The following is a 15304-nucleotide window of genomic DNA, read 5'->3' on the forward strand; positions in this document are numbered from 1 at the left end:
CCTGGAACCGTAGGAGCGGACTCCGTCCGCGATGAAGCCGCGCCACGCGTTCGGGGCTAACGTTACTGCCGCACCAGCCGCCGGTTGTCCGGCGTGATCTCCCCGCTGCTGCGGTAGGGGTTGATATCCAGCCCCCGCGGCGCACGTAGCGCGCATAGACCGTCAGGCGGCTGGGCTGCAGCAGGCGCTGCAGGTCCAGGTAGATGCGTTCCACGCACTGCTCGTGGAAGTCCTGGTGCTGGCGGAAGGAAACCACGTAGGCCAGCAGGCTGGCGGGGTCCAGGGCCGGGCCGGCGTAGTCCACCACCAGGGTGCCCCAGTCCGGCTGGCCGGTGACCGGGCAGTTGGACTTCAGCAGGTGGCTGTAGAGCACCTCGTCCACCCGCCGCGCGTCGTCGCAGCGCAGCAGCTCCGGGCGCGGGTGGTCGTAGCCGTCCACGGCGATGTCGAGGTCGTCGATGCACTGGCCGGGCAGAATGGCCACGCCCTCCTCCGCCACTTCGTCCAGGCTGCGCAGGCGCACGCCCACCGGCGCGCCGGCGGCGGCGGACAGGTCGCGCTCCAGCACCGCCCGCAGCGCCTCGCGGCTATCGAAGGCGCTCTGGTTCAGCGAATTGAGGTAGAGCTTGAAGGACTTGGACTCGATGATGTTCGGCGACTGCGCCGGGATGGCGAACTCGCCGATGGCCACCATCGGCTTGCCGCCAGGGGTGAGCCAGGACAGCTCGTAGCAGTTCCAGATGTCCACGCCGCGGTACGGCAGGTTGGCGCCGTCCAGGCCTAGCTCGGCCCACTTGGTGGCGCGGCTGATGGGGAACAGCAGCTCCGGCGCGTAGGTGGAGACGTATTCGCTGGACTTGCCCAGCGGGGAATGTTCGGCGGGGTGCTGCATGGAATGGGCCTGCGGAAATCGTGTCGGCGCCCGCCGGGGTGGCGGGCCGGGCAAGTGTATACAAATGCCCCGGTGGTTTCAGCAGGCGCGGGATGCCTTCGTGACGGCTGGCGACCTCGGAGCGGATCGCGGACGGAGTCCTCCTGCACGCAGGGCGTATAACCGTTCGCGGTTATACGCCGTTGACCGGGACTCCGATGCCCTACGAACAGCCCCCTCTCCCGCAAGCGGGAGAGGGGGCTGTCCTGAGCGGCGTCGAGGCCAGGCGCCATCCTCATACCCCATCATTCCCGCGAACGCGGAAAGCCAATAGACAGTTGCTCCTACGTTGCAGGCGAGCACGGCTTCCCGTAGGAGCGCGCCCTGCGCGCGAATCGCGGGCAGGGCGTGCTCCTACGAGGGCTGATTTATCTCCGATTGCGCCAGCGCTCAGGGCTCGACGGTCAGGCGACCGACCATGCCGGCCTGGTAGTGGCCGGGGATGTTGCAGGCGAACTCCAGCTCCGTGGCCCTGGTGAAGGTCCAGGTCAGCTCGGCGGTCTTGCCCGGCTCCACCAGCACGCTGTTGGGGTCGTCGTGCTTCATCATCTTCGAATGGTCCATGCCGGCCATGCCGTGGCTCATGCCGGTGGGCGTGAGCATGCCCATCGCCTGCATCTGCTGCATTTCCTTCTGGTGCTCGGCGTGCATGGCAGCGTTGCCGAGGTTGAACTCGTGCAGCAGGCTGCCCTTGTTGTGGATGACGAAGCGCACCGTCTCGCCGGCCTTCACCTGCAGCGACTTGGGTTCGAAGTACATCTCGCCCAGGGTGACCTCGACGCTGCGGGTGGCCCGGGTGGCCTCGGCCGGCTTGCCGAAGTCGTACCCGTGACCGTGGCCGGCATCGGCCAGGGCTGGCAGGGCGAAGGCGGCGACGAGGCCGAGGATGGCGGCGTTGAATAGCTGGCGTGTACGCATGATGCGGACCTCTTGCAGATGATTGCCCCCATGTTGCCGCCGGCCACCTGCCGGTTGGCTGTCGGGAAGATTACAGTTGTGTCAGCTTGGCAGCGTCACCGGCAGCGCTGGATACAATGACCGGCATTCCCGCCACGGAGGCCATCCACCTTGAAACTGCTGATCGTCGAAGACGAACCCCGCATCGGCCAGTACCTGCGCCAGGGCCTGAGCGAGGCCGGCTATGCCGTGGACCTCTGCGGCGACGGCGCCGAGGGCGAGCAGCTGGCGCTGTCCGGCGACTACGACCTGGCGATCCTCGACGTCATGCTGCCCGGCCGCGACGGCTGGCAGATCCTCCGCGCCGTGCGCCAGGCCGGCCTGGCCCTGCCGGTGCTGTTCCTCACCGCCCGCGACGCCGTGGAGGACCGCGTGCGCGGCCTGGAACAGGGCGCCGACGACTACCTGGTCAAGCCCTTCGCCTTCGTCGAACTGCTGGCCCGCGTGCGCACCCTGCTGCGCCGCGGTGGCCAGCAGCTGCAGGAGACCGTGCTGCAACTGGCCGACCTGGAGCTGGACCTGCTGCGCCGCCGGGTGCAGCGCGGCGGCAGGCGCATCGAGCTGACCGCCAAGGAGTTCGCCCTGCTGGAACTGCTGTTGCGCCGCCACGGCGAGGTGCTGCCCAAGTCGCTGATCGCCTCCCAGGTCTGGGACATGAACTTCGACAGCGACACCAACGTCATCGAGGTGGCCATCCGCCGCCTGCGCGCCAAGGTCGACGACGACTTCCCGCAGCGCCTGATCCATACCGTGCGCGGCATGGGCTACGTGCTCGAAGAGCGGGCGCCGTGAGCGCCGCCGCGCGGGTTTCGCTGGGCGTCCGCCTGAGCCTGCTGTTCGCCGCCTGCACCGCGGCTGTGTCGCTGATCGCCGGGGTGGTGTTCAGCCGCGCCAGCGAGGCGCACTTCGTCGAGCTGGACCGCCAGGTGATGGCTGGCCGCCTGCCGTTCTTCCGCGAACTGCTCGGCCCGGTGCGCGATCCCTCCGGCCTGACTGCGCAACGCGAAACACTGGAGCACGAACTGACGCGCCACCCGGACCTGGGCCTGCGCCTGGAGGGCGCCGACGGCCAGCGCTGGCTGGACGAGCCGCCGCGCATGAGCAGCGGCATGGAAGGCATGGGCGAACCACCCGCCTACCGCGAGACGCGCGTGCCGCTGGACCCGGCCGAGCCCGCCGGGCGCCAGCTGACCCTGGTGCTGGACATCACCCACCACCAGCACTTCCTCGGCCGCATGCAGCAGCTGATCTGGCTGACCATGGGCCTCTCCGCCCTGGCCACCGCGCTGCTCGGCGCCTGGGCCACCCGCGCCAGCCTGCGCCCGCTGCGGCGCATGCGCGAGGTGGCGGCACAGGTGTCGGCGCAGTCGCTGACCACGCGCCTGGACGCCAGCCGCCTGCCCGCGGAACTGCGCGGCCTGGCCAGCGAGCTGAACGCCATGCTGGCACGCCTGGAAGAAGCCTTCCAGCGCCTGTCGGCGTTCTCCGCAGACATCGCCCACGAGCTGCGCACGCCGCTCACCGCGCTGCTGACGCAGACCCAGGTGGTGCTGTCGCGCCCGCGCGGCGAGGACGACTACCGCGAGGCGCTGCACGGCAACCTGGAGGAACTGCAGCGGCTGACCGCCATGGTCAACGACATGCTGTTGCTGGCCAAGGCCGACCACGGCCTGCTGGCCCCCGGGCGCGACAGCCTGGACCTGGCCGGGGAAGTGGATGCCCTGCTGGAGTTCTATGCGCCACTGGCCGAAGACCAGGGTGTCCGCCTGGAGCGCGAGGGCCAGGCACGTGTACTCGGCGACCGCGGCATGCTGCGCCGGGTGCTGGCCAACCTGCTGGACAACGCCCTGCGCTTCACCCCCGCCGGCGGCGCCATCCGCGTGCGCCTGCGGCCCGGCCAGGTCAGCGTGGAGAACCAGGGCCCGGCCATCCCCGCCGAGCAGCTGCCGCGGCTGTTCGACCGCTTCCACCACCGCGAACCGGCCCAGCGCGAGGGCCAGGGCGTGCACGCCGGGCTCGGCCTGGCGATCTGCCGCTCCATCGTCCAGGCCCACGGCGGCGGCATCCGCGCCGAATCCGACAACGGCTGGACGCGCTTCGTCATCGAATTGCCGGAAGCATAGGGCCACGGCCAGGCGGCGGATAACGCGGAGCGTTATTCGCCCTACGCCAACCCCACCCGCAACGTAGGGCGAATAACCGTTCGCGGTTATCCGCCGTTCCCCCATGGCATGGCGGCGTGCTTCAGATCACCAGCCGCCCGCTCGCCACCAGCCGCGCCTGGCCGGCGATGCGCACGCGGTCGCCCTCCAGCCGGCACCACAGCTCGCCGCCGCGGGCCGAGCACTGGAAGGCGCGCAGCTGCAGCTTGCTCAGGCGCTGCGACCAGTAGGGGATCAGGCAGCAGTGGGCGGCGCCGGTCACCGGGTCCTCGTTGATGCCGATGGCCGGGGCGAAGAAGCGCGAGACGAAATCGTGGTCGCCCTCCCCCGCGCGGTAACGATCACCCCCAGGTACGGCAGCCGGGCCAGGGCGACGAAGTCCGGCTTGCAGGCGCGCACCGCTTCCTCCGACTCCAGCAGCACCATCAGGTGCGCCGTGGTGCTGAGCGCGTCGACCACCGGCAGGCCCAGGGCCTGCTCCAGCTCCACGGTGCTGCCCGCCTCGCGGGGCGGCTGCGCCGGGAAGTCCAGGGCCAGGCGCTGGTCCTCGCGGTACACCCGCAGCGGGCCGGACAGCGAGTTCAGCTCCAGACGCTCGCCCGGCTCGCCGAACACCTCGAACAGCACGTGGGCGCTGGCCAGGGTGGCGTGGCCGCACAGCGGCACCTCGGCCGTCGGGGTGAACCAGCGGATGCGCCAGCCATCGGCCTCGCGGACCAGGAAGGCGGTCTCGGACAGGTTGTGCTCGGCGGCGATGTTCTGCATCAGCTCGTCGGCCAGCCAGGCGTCCAGGCGGTAGACCATCGCCGGGTTGCCGGCGAACGGACGGTGGGTGAAGGCATCGACCTGGTGGAATTCGAGCTGCATGGCGTTCTCCTTTGAGTGGGGTTCCAGCATGCCGCCCCGCACGCTCGGCGCTGCTATACAGTGTGCGACTTTCGCATCGGCACAGTCGCGCCCTCAGGCCCGGCCGATGGCGGCGAAGCTGGCCGCGGTCAGCCCGGCCAGGGTCTCGGCGCTCAGCTCCACCTCCAGGCCGCGGCGTCCGGCGCTGACGTGGATGCTCGGGTACTGCCGGGCGGACTCGTCGATGAAGGTGCGCAGGTGCTTCTTCTGCCCCAGCGGGCTGATGCCGCCGACCAGGTAGCCAGTGGCGCGCTGGGCGGCGCCGGGGTCGGCCATGTCGGCCTTCTTGGCCCCGGCGGCGTGGGCCAGGGCCTTCAGGTCGAGGCTGCCGGCCACCGGCACCACGGCCACCAGCAGCTCGCCCTTCTCGGTGGCGGCGAGCAGCGTCTTGAACACCCGCGCCGGCTCCAGGCCGAGCTTCTCGGCGGCTTCCAGGCCATAGGACGGCGCCTTGGGGTCGTGTTCGTAGCTCAGCACGCGGTGCTCGGCGCGGGCCTTCTTCAGCAGGTCGATGGCGGGGGTCATGACGGTCCGGGGTCTGTCCGTGAACGATGCCCAAGCATAGCAAGGGCCGGCGGCCGAATCCGCCACCGCCGCCTGCGCGCACGGCCCTTCACCCGGCGCGCGGAATGGCCTAAGGTCGCAGACGACCCGGGCTCTGCCGGATGCAGCACAAGGCCAACGTCATGACCGACAGCCAGAACAAGAAATACATCGTCGCCCTCGACCAGGGCACCACCAGCTCCCGCGCCATCATCTTCGACCGCGACGCCAACGTGGTCAGCGTGGCGCAGCGCGAGTTCGCGCAGATCTACCCCCAGGCCGGCTGGGTCGAGCACGACCCCATGGAAATCTGGGCCACCCAGAGCTCCACCCTGGTCGAGGCCCTGGCCCAGGCCAGCATCGGCTTCGGCGAGGTGGCCGCCATCGGCATCACCAACCAGCGCGAGACCACGGTGGTGTGGGACAAGGCCACCGGCCGGCCGATCCACAACGCCATCGTCTGGCAGTGCCGGCGCAGCGCGGGCATCTGCGAGCAGCTGCGCGCCGACGGCCTGGAGCCCTACATCCGCGACACCACCGGGCTGGTCATCGACCCCTACTTCTCCGGCACCAAGCTGAAGTGGATCCTCGACCAGGTCGACGGCGCCCGCGAGCGCGCCCGCCGCGGCGAACTGCTGTTCGGCACCGTGGACAGCTGGCTGGTGTGGAAGCTCACCGAGGGCGAGGTGCACGTCACCGACTACACCAACGCCTCGCGCACCCTGCTGTTCGACATCCACAAGCGCGACTGGGACGACCGCCTGCTGGCCGCCCTGGACATCCCCCGGGCCATGCTGCCGAAGGTCCAGGCTTCCTCCGGGGTGTTCGGCCACGCCAGGGTCGGCGGCCTGGGCGTGCACCGCACGCCCATCGCCGGGATCGCCGGCGACCAGCAGGCCGCGCTGTTCGGCCAGCTCTGCGTGGAGCCCGGCCAGGCGAAGAACACCTACGGCACCGGCTGCTTCCTGCTGATGCACACCGGCGCCAAGGCGGTGAAGTCCACCCACGGCCTGCTCACCACTATCGCCTGCGGGCCCCGCGGCGAGCCGCAGTACGCCCTGGAAGGCGCGGTGTTCAACGGCGGCTCCACGGTGCAGTGGCTGCGCGACGAGCTGAAGGTGATCAACGACGCCCACGATTCCGAGTACTTCGCCAGCAAGGTCAAGGACAGCAACGGCGTCTACCTGGTGCCGGCCTTCACCGGCCTGGGCGCGCCCTACTGGGACCCGTACGCCCGCGGCGCGCTGTTCGGCCTGACCCGCGGGGTCAAGGCCGACCACCTGATCCGCGCCACCCTGGAATCCATCGCCTACCAGACCCGCGACGTGCTCGACGCCATGCAGCAGGACGCCGGCGAACCGCTGCGCGCCCTGCGCGTGGACGGCGGCGCGGTGGCCAACAACTTCCTCATGCAGTTCCAGGCCGACATCCTCGGCACCCCGGTGGAACGCCCGCAGATGCGCGAGACCACGGCCCTGGGCGCCGCCGTGCTGGCGGGGCTGGCCAGCGGCTTCTGGCAGAGCCTGGACGAGCTGAAGGGCAAGGCGGTGATCGAGCGGGTGTTCCAGCCCCACTGCGAGGCGGCCGAGCGCGAGCGGCTGTATGCGGGCTGGAAGAAGGCGGTGGAACGCACCCGGGGGTGGGCGGCGGAGGATTGAAACCGACGTAGGGCGTACAACCGTTCGCGGTTGTACGCCGATGTGCCCGGGTCCGCAGGTCGGGACCGGAGCGCCCGAGACAGGGGCTCCGGGTTCGAAACCGCGGCGCCCCGGGCCAAGGTCAGGCGGCGGATAACCGCGAACGGTTATTCGCCCTACGCCTCAGGGGCTTCCAGTTGTGCCCATAGCGAGGGGGCGCCGGCGGACTTCTCCACTGCGGCGAGGCGCGCGGCGTGCGCCGCCAGTTCCTCTTCGCTGGCGCGGATCACCCGGGTCAGCGCGCGGCCGGCCGCCAGGCGGCGGATCGGGCTGGCCTGCGGGCGGCCGCTGCCGTCACCCTCGGCGCCCTGGCCGGCCAGCGACAGGCTGGTCTGGCCCCCGGTCATCGCCAGGTAGACGTCGGCGAGGATCTCGGCGTCGAGCAGTGCGCCGTGCAGGTCGCGGCCGGAGTTGTCGACGCCGTAGCGCTTGCACAGGGCATCGAGGTTGTTGCGCTGCCCCGGGTGGCGCTCGCGGGCCATCATCAGGGTGTCGAGCACCGAGCAGTAGTCGGCGACGTCGGTGCGCTCGCTCTGCCCCAGCAGGGCGAACTCGTTGTTGATGAAGCCGATGTCGAACGCCGCGTTGTGGATGATCAGCTGGGCGCCTTTGATGAACTCGAAGAACTCGTCGGCCACCTCGCGGAAGCGCGGCTTGTCCTTGAGGTGTTCGTTGGTGATGCCGTGGACCGCGATGGCGCCTTCGTCGATCTCGCGGTCGGGCTGCAGGTAGACGTGGAAGTGGCGGCCGGTGAGGCGGCGGCCTTCCAGCTCGACGCAGCCGATCTCGATGATCCGGTGGCCATCGGTGACCGGCATGCCGGTGGTTTCGGTATCCAGTACGACGCTGCGCATTTCGTGACCTTGTTGCTTTGACCAGGGAGGGCGCCCGCGGGCGCCCGTTGCAATATTCAGCGCGGCAGTTCGGCGACGCCACGGTTGGCGAGCATGTCGGCGCGCTCGTTGCCGGGGTGCCCGGTGTGGCCGCGCACCCACTGCCACTCGACATTATGCCGGTTGACCTGCTCGTCCAGCGCCTGCCACAGGTCGGCATTCTTCACCGGCTGCTTGGCAGCGGTCTTCCAGCCGCGCTTCTTCCAGTTCGGCAGCCATTCCTTGATGCCTTTCATCACGTACTCGGAGTCGGTGACCAGGCGGATCTCGCAGGACCGCTTGAGCGCCGCCAGGGCCATGATGGCCGCCGTCAGTTCCATGCGGTTGTTGGTGGTCTCCGGCTCGCCGCCCCAGAGTTCGCGCTCGGCGCCCTTGTAGAACAGCACAGCGCCCCAGCCACCGCGGCCGGGGTTGCCCTTGCAGGCGCCGTCGGTATAGATGACGACCTTCTCTTCTTCGCTCATATCACCTTCAGTACGGCCCGCGGCGTCCCGCCCCGGGAAGGTGGCACGAGGGACTGGCGAGGGCCGTCGCTAGATTTCGGAATCCCGCCGGCTGACCTTGGCCACCGGCAGCGGCACCAGTTGGCCGCGGGCCTCGCGGCGGGCCTGGCGCAACGGCCGCAGGCCGACCACCAGCTTGCGCGCCACCAGCAGGTAGAAGCCGGCGCCGGCGCCCTTCAGGCCCTTGTCCCAGTTCTCCAGGCGTTGCAGACGCGCCTGCCAGGCAGCCGAGGCAAGCGGCGGACGATAGCACCCGAAGCGGCGTTTCTCCAGCGCGAAGCCCAGCAGGTTGAGCCAGTCGCAGACCCGCCCGGGGGAAATGCAGCGCGCCCGGCCCAGGCCGTCGGAGGCGAAATAGTGCCGCAGGCCCCAGGCGCTGCGCGGGTTGACGCCGATCACCAGCAGGTGCCCGCCGGGCCGCACGCTGCGCGCGGCCTCGCGCAGCAGGCGGTGCGGCGACAGGCAGAAGTCCAGGCCGTGCTGCAGCAGCACCACGTCGGCGGCGTGCTCGCCCAGCGGCCAGGCGCATTCGTCGCAGGCGATCTCCACGCCCGGCAGCGGCGGCCCCAGGCGCACGCCGCGCTGGATGTTGCCGGTGCTCTCCGGCAGCTCGGCGTGCGGGCCGTAGTGCACCAGGTAACCGCCGAAGTAGCGCTGCAGCTCGTCGCAGAGCAGGCGCTGCTCCTCGGCCAGCATCATCGCGCCCAGCGGCCCGGCGAACCAGTCGCGCGCCTCGGCGATCAGCTCCAGCCAGTCGGCATCGGCCTGGGCGAAGGCTTCTCGTTCCATTCTCACCACCCCCTGAAACAGGTTGGCTGCCGCCGCCGGGAAGGCGGGCGACGCCCTTCGGCGAACACAGGACGGCACATTCGCACTACTATGCGCCAACCTATTCCGCTTAGCGACATCCGGCCATGATACAGATCGACGCGCTGCCCGCCTTTTCCGATAACTACATCTGGCTGTTGCAGGATGTGACCACGCAGACCTGCGCGGTGGTCGACCCGGGCGACGCCGCGCCGGTCGAGGCCTGGCTGGCCGCGCACCCGGGCTGGCGCCTGACCGACATCCTGGTCACCCACCACCACCAGGACCACGTCGGCGGCGTGGCGCGCCTGAAACAGGCCAGCGGCGCCCGCGTGCTGGGCCCGGCCGGCGAGCGCATCCCGGCCATCGACCAGGCGCTGCGCGACGGCGACCAGGTCCAGGTGCTGGGCCTGGGCTTCGAGGTGATCGAGGTGCCCGGCCATACCCTCGGGCACATCGCCTACTACCACGCCGACGCCGACGCGCCCCTGCTGTTCTGCGGCGACACCCTGTTCGCCGGCGGCTGCGGCCGCCTGTTCGAGGGCACCCCGGCGCAGATGCACGCTTCCCTGGGCCGCCTCGCCGCGCTGCCGGGCGCCACCGGCGTGTACTGCGCCCACGAATACACCCTGGGCAACCTGCGCTTCGCCCGCGCGGTGGAGCCCAACAACGCCGAGCTGGCCGCGCGCTTCGACGAGGTCAGCGCCTGGCGCGAACAGGGCCGCATCAGCCTGCCCTCCAGCATCGCCCTGGAGCGAGCCACCAACCCCTTCCTGCGCACCTCGGAAAGCAGCGTGAAAAAAGCCGCCGACGAGCGGAACGGCGGGCCGATAGCCAGCCCCGCAGAGGTTTTTGCGGTCATTCGGCAATGGAAAGATAAATTCTAAGGTCTGGCGAAATCTTGACCACGTCCGGTGTGGTTTCTAGAATCCCCGAAATTTTTACCCTGGACAAAGTCATCCGCCAATGCCGCCAAAGACCAGTAAGACCAGCGATCTAGACGCATTGGCCCGTGCCATACGAGTCTCCGTCCTGCTCGGCGCCGGCGCCCTCGCCGGTTGCCAGACCAGCCAGCACGGCACCGGCCAGGACGCCCTGACCTACCGCCCCGCCGCCAGCCGCGCGGTGGACGTACAGTTCAACCCGGCCTACGCCGACAGCGACATCTGGCAGCGCATGCGCCACGGCTTCCAGCTGCAGGCCGACGCCACCGACACCAATCCGCGCATCGAACGCCAGCGCCTGTGGTTCGTCGGCAACCATGCCTTCATCGAGCAGGCCTCCGAGCGCGGCAGCCCCTACATGCACTACGTGGTGGAGCGCCTGGAAGAACGGCAGATGCCGCTGGAACTGGCGCTGCTGCCGATGATCGAGAGCGCCTACAACCCCCTCGCCGTGTCCCGCGCCCAGGCGGTGGGCCTGTGGCAGTTCATCCCCACCACCGGCACCCACTTCAACCTGCGCCAGACCAGCTGGTACGACGGCCGCCGCGACATCAAGGCCTCGACCAACGCGGCGCTGACCTACCTGAACCGCCTGCACGACATGTTCAACGGCGACTGGCTGCTGGCCCTGGCCGCCTACAACGCCGGCGAAGGCACCGTCAGCCGCGCCATCGAGCGCAACCAGAAGCTCGGCCTGCCGACCGACTACTGGAACCTGCCGCTGCCCCAGGAAACCCAGGACTACGTGCCCAAGCTGCTGGCCCTGTCGCAGCTGGTGATGTCGCCGGAAGCCTACGGCATCAACCTCAACCCCATCGCCAACGAATCCTACTTCGCCGCGGTGAAGGTCAAGCCCGGCCTGGACCTGTCGCGCGTCGCGGCGCTGGCCGAACTCGACGAGGACGAGCTGTACCTGCTCAACCCGGCCTTCAAGCGCCGTATCACCATGGACGGCCCGCAGCAGTTGCTGGTGCCCAAGGAGAAGGTCGAGCGGCTCAAGGCCGGCCTCGCCTCCCTGCAGCCCCAGGACCTGGTGAGCTGGAAGCAGTACAAGGTGCGCCGCGGCGACAGCCTGCGCAGCATCGCGGCCAAGCACGGCATCACCGTGGCCGAGCTCAAGAGCAGCAACCGCCTGAGCTCCAACCGCGTGCGCAACGGCCAGGCGCTGCTGATCCCCGCCAAGGGCAGCCGCATGCCGGAACTGGAGCCCGCGCGCCAGGTGGCCAAGGCCGACGCGCCCAAGGCGCCCAGCCTGGCCAACGCCACCCGCAGCTACAAGGTCAAGCGTGGCGACAACCTCTGGCAGATCGCCCGCGCCACCGGCGTCGGCGTCGACGACCTGAAGCGCTGGAACGGCCTGGACAGCCACGGCGTCAAGCCCGGCCAGGTGCTCAAGCTGCAAGGCGCCACCCAGCTGGCGGCCCGCAGCGGCGCCAGCGGCAAGGCCAAGCAGCAGCAGGCGCAGGAAGCGGCGACCTACTACAAGGTCAAGCAGGGCGATTCCATGTACCTGATCGCCAAGCGCTTCAACGTCGAGATGCAGCACATCAAGCGCTGGAACCCGCGCAGCAGCGCCCACGCGCTCAAGCCCGGGCAGACCCTGACGCTCTACCTCGACACCGCCAGCCGTTGATTCCACGGTGTAACGGCGGATAACCGCGAACGGTTATTCGCCCTACGTCCATGCCTTGGCGTAGGGCGCATAACGCCTACGGCGTTATCCGCCGTTTGACCTTGCCCCCTCGGCGCCGAGCACGGAGCCGCCCGCCCCCGGCAACTTTCCCCCCAAAGCACGGCCTAAGCTTCCGGCCCGAGCTTTTTCCCCGCAATACAAGCTGTTACCGTGACCGCCTGGAATGCCTGTCGAAAAGCCGGCGGCGCCGGCGCTCCGCCAGGCTTCCCGGGGCCCGCCCCCTTGCACGGGACGGGCCGCAACCAGTACAAACGATGCCAGCCCGAACGGACCTACGAGCAGACCATGCCCAGACTGTCGACCAGCGCCCCTCGCCCCGCACCCGCTCCCACCACCGGAACGGCGGCGGAGCGCCGTCGATGAAGCTGCGCGCCCTCCTCCTGCTCGGCCTGCTCGGCCTGGGCGCCGGCCTGCAGGCCGCGCCGCAACATGCCATCACCCTCTACGACGAGGCGCCGAAATACCCGGCCGACTACCGCCACTTCGACTTCGTCAACCCCGACGCGCCCAAGGGCGGCACCCTGCGGCTCTCCGACACCGGCGGCTTCGACAGCCTCAACCCGTTCATTCCCAAGGGCAACCCGGCCTCGCAGATCAGCCTGGTCTACGACACCCTGACCTTCCATTCCCTGGACGAGCCCTTCACCGAATACGGCCTGCTCGCCGAGAAGATCGAGAAGGACCCCGAGCAGCGCTTCGTGCGCTTCTACCTGCGCCCGCAGGCACGCTTCCAGGACGGCACGCCGGTCACCGCCGAGGACGTGGTGTTCACCTTCCAGACCCTGGTCAAGCAGGGCGACCCGATGTACCGCAACTACTACGCGGACGTCGACAAGGTGGTGGCCGAGGACAAGCTGCGCGTGCGCTTCGACTTCAAGCGCCCGGGCAACCGCGAGCTGCCGCTGATCCTCGGCCAGCTGCAGATCCTGCCCAAGCACTGGTGGGCCAGCCGCGACTTCGCCAAGACCAGCCTGGAGCCGCCGCTGGGCAGCGGCCCCTACCGCGTCGCCAAGGTCGACCCGGGCCGCTCGATCCGCTACGAGCGGGTCAAGGACTACTGGGCCAGGGACCTGCCGGTGAACCGTGGCTTCAACAACTTCGACGCCGTGGTGGTGGATTCCTACCGCGACCTGACCGTGGCCCTGGAGGCCTTCAAGGCCGGGCAGTTCGACTTCAACGAGGAGCGCATCGCGAAGAACTGGGCCACCGCCTACGACTCGCCGGCGGTGCGCGACGGCCGCATCGTCCGCCAGGAATTGCACAACGACAACCCCTGGGGCATGCAGGGCTTCGCCTTCAACATCCGCCGCCCGGTGTTCCAGGACGCGCGGGTGCGCGAGGCCATCAGCCTGCTGTTCGACTTCGAGTGGACCAACAAGCAGCTGTTCTTCGGCTCCTACAAGCGTGACCGCAGCTTCTTCGAGAACTCCGAGATGGCCGCCCACGAACTGCCCGACGCCCAGGAGCTGGCGATCCTCGAACCGCTGCGCGGCCAGTTGCCGCCGCAGGTCTTCGAGCGCGTCTACGAGCCGCCGGTCAGCGACGGCAGCGGCATCATCCGCGAGCAGAAGCGCAAGGCCTACAAGCTGCTGCTGGAGGCCGGCTACAGGATCGTCGACGACCGCATGGTCGGCCCCGACGGCAAGCCGCTGAGCTTCGAATTCATGCTGGTCCAGGCCGACTTCCTGCGCGTGCTGCTGCCCTACAAGCGCAACCTCGCCGAGCTGGGCATCGACATGCAGATCCGCGTGGTGGACATCTCCCAGTACATCAACCGCCTGCGCTCGCGGGACTTCGACATGATGGTCGCCAGCTGGCCGCAGTCCAACTCGCCGGGCAACGAACAGCGCGAGTTCTGGCATTCGGCCAGCGCCGACAACCCCGGCAGCCGCAACTTCATCGGCCTGCGCGACCCGGCCATCGACGCCCTGGTGGACGGCCTGATCAAGGCCGATTCCCGCGAAGCCCTGGTGCGCCACGCCCGCGCCCTGGACCGCGCCCTGCAGTGGGGCCACTACGTGGTGCCCAACTGGTACCTGGACACCTGGCGCCTGGCCTACTGGAACCGCATCGCCCACCCCGCGAAGCTGCCGCCCTACAGCTACGCGCTGATGACCTGGTGGCAGGCCCGCGGCAAGGCCGAGCCGACCCAGGCCGTGACCCAGGCGCCGGAGACCCCCTGATGCTCGCCTACATCCTGCGCCGCCTGCTGCTGATCGTGCCGACGCTGTTCGGCATCCTGCTGATCAACTTCATCATCATCCAGGCCGCCCCCGGCGGGCCGGTGGACCAGATGATCGCCAAGCTCGAAGGCGTCAACGCCGCCGCCGGCGGGGCCACCGGGCGCATCGCCGGCTCCGGTGGCGAACTGGCCTCCTCCGGCGGCTCGCACTACCGCGGCGGCCAGGGCCTGGACCCGGAGCTGGTCAAGGAGATCGAGCGCATGTACGGCTTCGACAAGCCGGCGCCCGAGCGCTTCTGGATCATGCTCAAGAACTACGTGCACCTGGACTTCGGCAGCAGCTTCTTCCGCGACGCCAAGGTCACCGACCTGATCATCGAGAAGCTGCCGGTGTCCATCTCCCTGGGGCTGTGGAGCACCCTGATCATGTACCTGGTGTCCATCCCCTGGGCATCGCCAAGGCAGTGCGCAGCGGCAGCCAGTTCGACATCTGGACCAGCTCGGCGATCATCATCGGCTACGCCATCCCCGCCTTCCTCTTCGCCATCCTGCTGGTGGTGCTGTTCGCCGGCGGCAGCTACTGGGACTGGTTCCCGTTGCGCGGGCTGACCTCCAACGACTTCGACGAGCTGAGCACCTTCGGCAAGGTCAAGGACTACTTCTGGCACCTGGCCCTGCCGATCACCGCCCTGGTCATCGGCAACTTCGCCACCATCACCCTGCTGACCAAGAACAGCTTCCTCGACGAGATCGGCAAGCAGTACGTGGTCACCGCCCGCGCCAAGGGCCTGACCGAGCGCCAGGTGCTCTACGGCCACGTGTTCCGCAACGCCATGCTGCTGATCATCGCCGGCCTGCCCTCGGCGCTGCTGGGAGTGTTCTTCACCGGCTCGCTGCTGATCGAGGTGATCTTCTCCCTCGACGGCCTGGGCCTGCTCAGCTTCGAGTCGGCGCTCAACCGCGACTACCCGGTGGTGTTCGGCACCCTGTTCATCTTCACGCTGTTCGGCCTGATCATGAAGCTGGTCAGCGACGTCCTCTACACCCTCGTCGATCCGCGCATCGACTTCGAGAACCGGGAGTAAG

Annotated in this window: 11 protein-coding genes and 3 pseudogenes; 7 read left to right on the forward strand and 7 right to left on the reverse strand. The window is 69.2% G+C overall.

Annotated features, from left to right (window positions below; all coding sequences use genetic code 11):
* Positions 1 to 62: 62 nt before the first annotated feature.
* A pseudogene (gene queF / locus PKO50_RS19980) lies at positions 63 to 892 on the reverse strand (NADPH-dependent 7-cyano-7-deazaguanine reductase QueF).
* 429 nt (positions 893 to 1321) lie between these two features.
* Positions 1322 to 1849: a cupredoxin family protein gene (locus tag PKO50_RS19985; RefSeq protein ID WP_275627025.1), complete on the reverse strand. Its 528-nt coding sequence runs from the start codon at positions 1847 to 1849 to the stop codon at positions 1322 to 1324.
* 150 nt (positions 1850 to 1999) lie between these two features.
* On the opposite strand from PKO50_RS19985, the gene PKO50_RS19990 reads away from it, so the two are divergent.
* Positions 2000 to 2680 (forward strand): heavy metal response regulator transcription factor, encoded by a 681-nt coding sequence (locus PKO50_RS19990; protein ID WP_089392016.1) that lies wholly within the window; start codon positions 2000 to 2002, stop codon positions 2678 to 2680.
* Positions 2677 to 4011, forward strand: a complete 1335-nt coding sequence (locus tag PKO50_RS19995) for a heavy metal sensor histidine kinase (protein ID WP_275627026.1) — start codon at positions 2677 to 2679, stop codon at positions 4009 to 4011. Before PKO50_RS19990 ends, PKO50_RS19995 begins: the two co-directional genes overlap by 4 nt.
* 121 nt (positions 4012 to 4132) lie before the next feature.
* Here PKO50_RS19995 and PKO50_RS20000 read toward each other — a convergent pair.
* Positions 4133 to 4917: pseudogene (locus PKO50_RS20000) on the reverse strand (PhzF family phenazine biosynthesis protein).
* Between the two features lie 93 nt (positions 4918 to 5010).
* Positions 5011 to 5481: a Cys-tRNA(Pro) deacylase gene (gene ybaK, locus PKO50_RS20005; protein ID WP_275627027.1), complete on the reverse strand. Its 471-nt coding sequence runs from the start codon at positions 5479 to 5481 to the stop codon at positions 5011 to 5013.
* Between the two features lie 161 nt (positions 5482 to 5642).
* Here ybaK and glpK point away from each other — a divergent pair, with 161 nt between their 5' ends.
* Positions 5643 to 7157, forward strand: coding sequence for a glycerol kinase GlpK (gene glpK / locus PKO50_RS20010; protein WP_275630504.1), 1515 nt, complete (start codon positions 5643 to 5645; stop codon positions 7155 to 7157).
* A 155-nt stretch (positions 7158 to 7312) separates the two neighbouring features.
* Here the strand turns inward: glpK and dnaQ are convergent, their stop codons facing one another.
* The 3 genes from dnaQ to PKO50_RS20025 all read right to left on the reverse strand — a co-directional run bounded on the left by dnaQ (position 7313) and on the right by PKO50_RS20025 (position 9381).
* Positions 7313 to 8050, reverse strand: coding sequence for a DNA polymerase III subunit epsilon (gene dnaQ, locus PKO50_RS20015; RefSeq protein WP_275627028.1), 738 nt, complete (start codon positions 8048 to 8050; stop codon positions 7313 to 7315).
* Between the two features lie 56 nt (positions 8051 to 8106).
* Positions 8107 to 8553 carry a ribonuclease HI gene (gene rnhA / locus PKO50_RS20020; RefSeq protein ID WP_109937217.1) on the reverse strand — a complete coding sequence of 149 codons (447 nt, stop codon included), beginning with the start codon at positions 8551 to 8553 and terminating at the stop codon, positions 8107 to 8109.
* Between the two features lie 69 nt (positions 8554 to 8622).
* Positions 8623 to 9381, reverse strand: a complete 759-nt coding sequence (locus tag PKO50_RS20025) for a methyltransferase domain-containing protein (RefSeq protein WP_109937218.1) — start codon at positions 9379 to 9381, stop codon at positions 8623 to 8625.
* Between the two features lie 125 nt (positions 9382 to 9506).
* Here PKO50_RS20025 and gloB point away from each other — a divergent pair, with 125 nt between their 5' ends.
* From gloB to PKO50_RS20045, 4 genes and pseudogenes are all read left to right on the forward strand, one after another.
* The gene (gene gloB / locus PKO50_RS20030; RefSeq protein WP_275627029.1) at positions 9507 to 10286 is read left to right on the forward strand and encodes a hydroxyacylglutathione hydrolase; all 780 of its coding nucleotides are present in this window, start codon (positions 9507 to 9509) and stop codon (positions 10284 to 10286) included.
* 79 nt (positions 10287 to 10365) lie between these two features.
* A complete protein-coding gene (locus PKO50_RS20035; RefSeq protein ID WP_109937220.1) occupies positions 10366 to 11976 on the forward strand; it encodes a LysM peptidoglycan-binding domain-containing protein in 1611 nt (536 codons plus the stop codon).
* Positions 11977 to 12395: 419 nt separating this feature from the next.
* Positions 12396 to 14219, forward strand: coding sequence for an extracellular solute-binding protein (locus tag PKO50_RS20040; RefSeq protein WP_218281433.1), 1824 nt, complete (start codon positions 12396 to 12398; stop codon positions 14217 to 14219).
* Positions 14219 to 15303: pseudogene (locus PKO50_RS20045) on the forward strand (microcin C ABC transporter permease YejB). Before PKO50_RS20040 ends, PKO50_RS20045 begins: the two are co-directional and overlap by 1 nt.
* Position 15304 lies beyond the last annotated feature (1 nt).

Origin of the sequence: Pseudomonas sp. 273, assembly GCF_029201425.1 — a bacterium.
Lineage (GTDB): Bacteria > Pseudomonadota > Gammaproteobacteria > Pseudomonadales > Pseudomonadaceae > Pseudomonas > Pseudomonas delhiensis.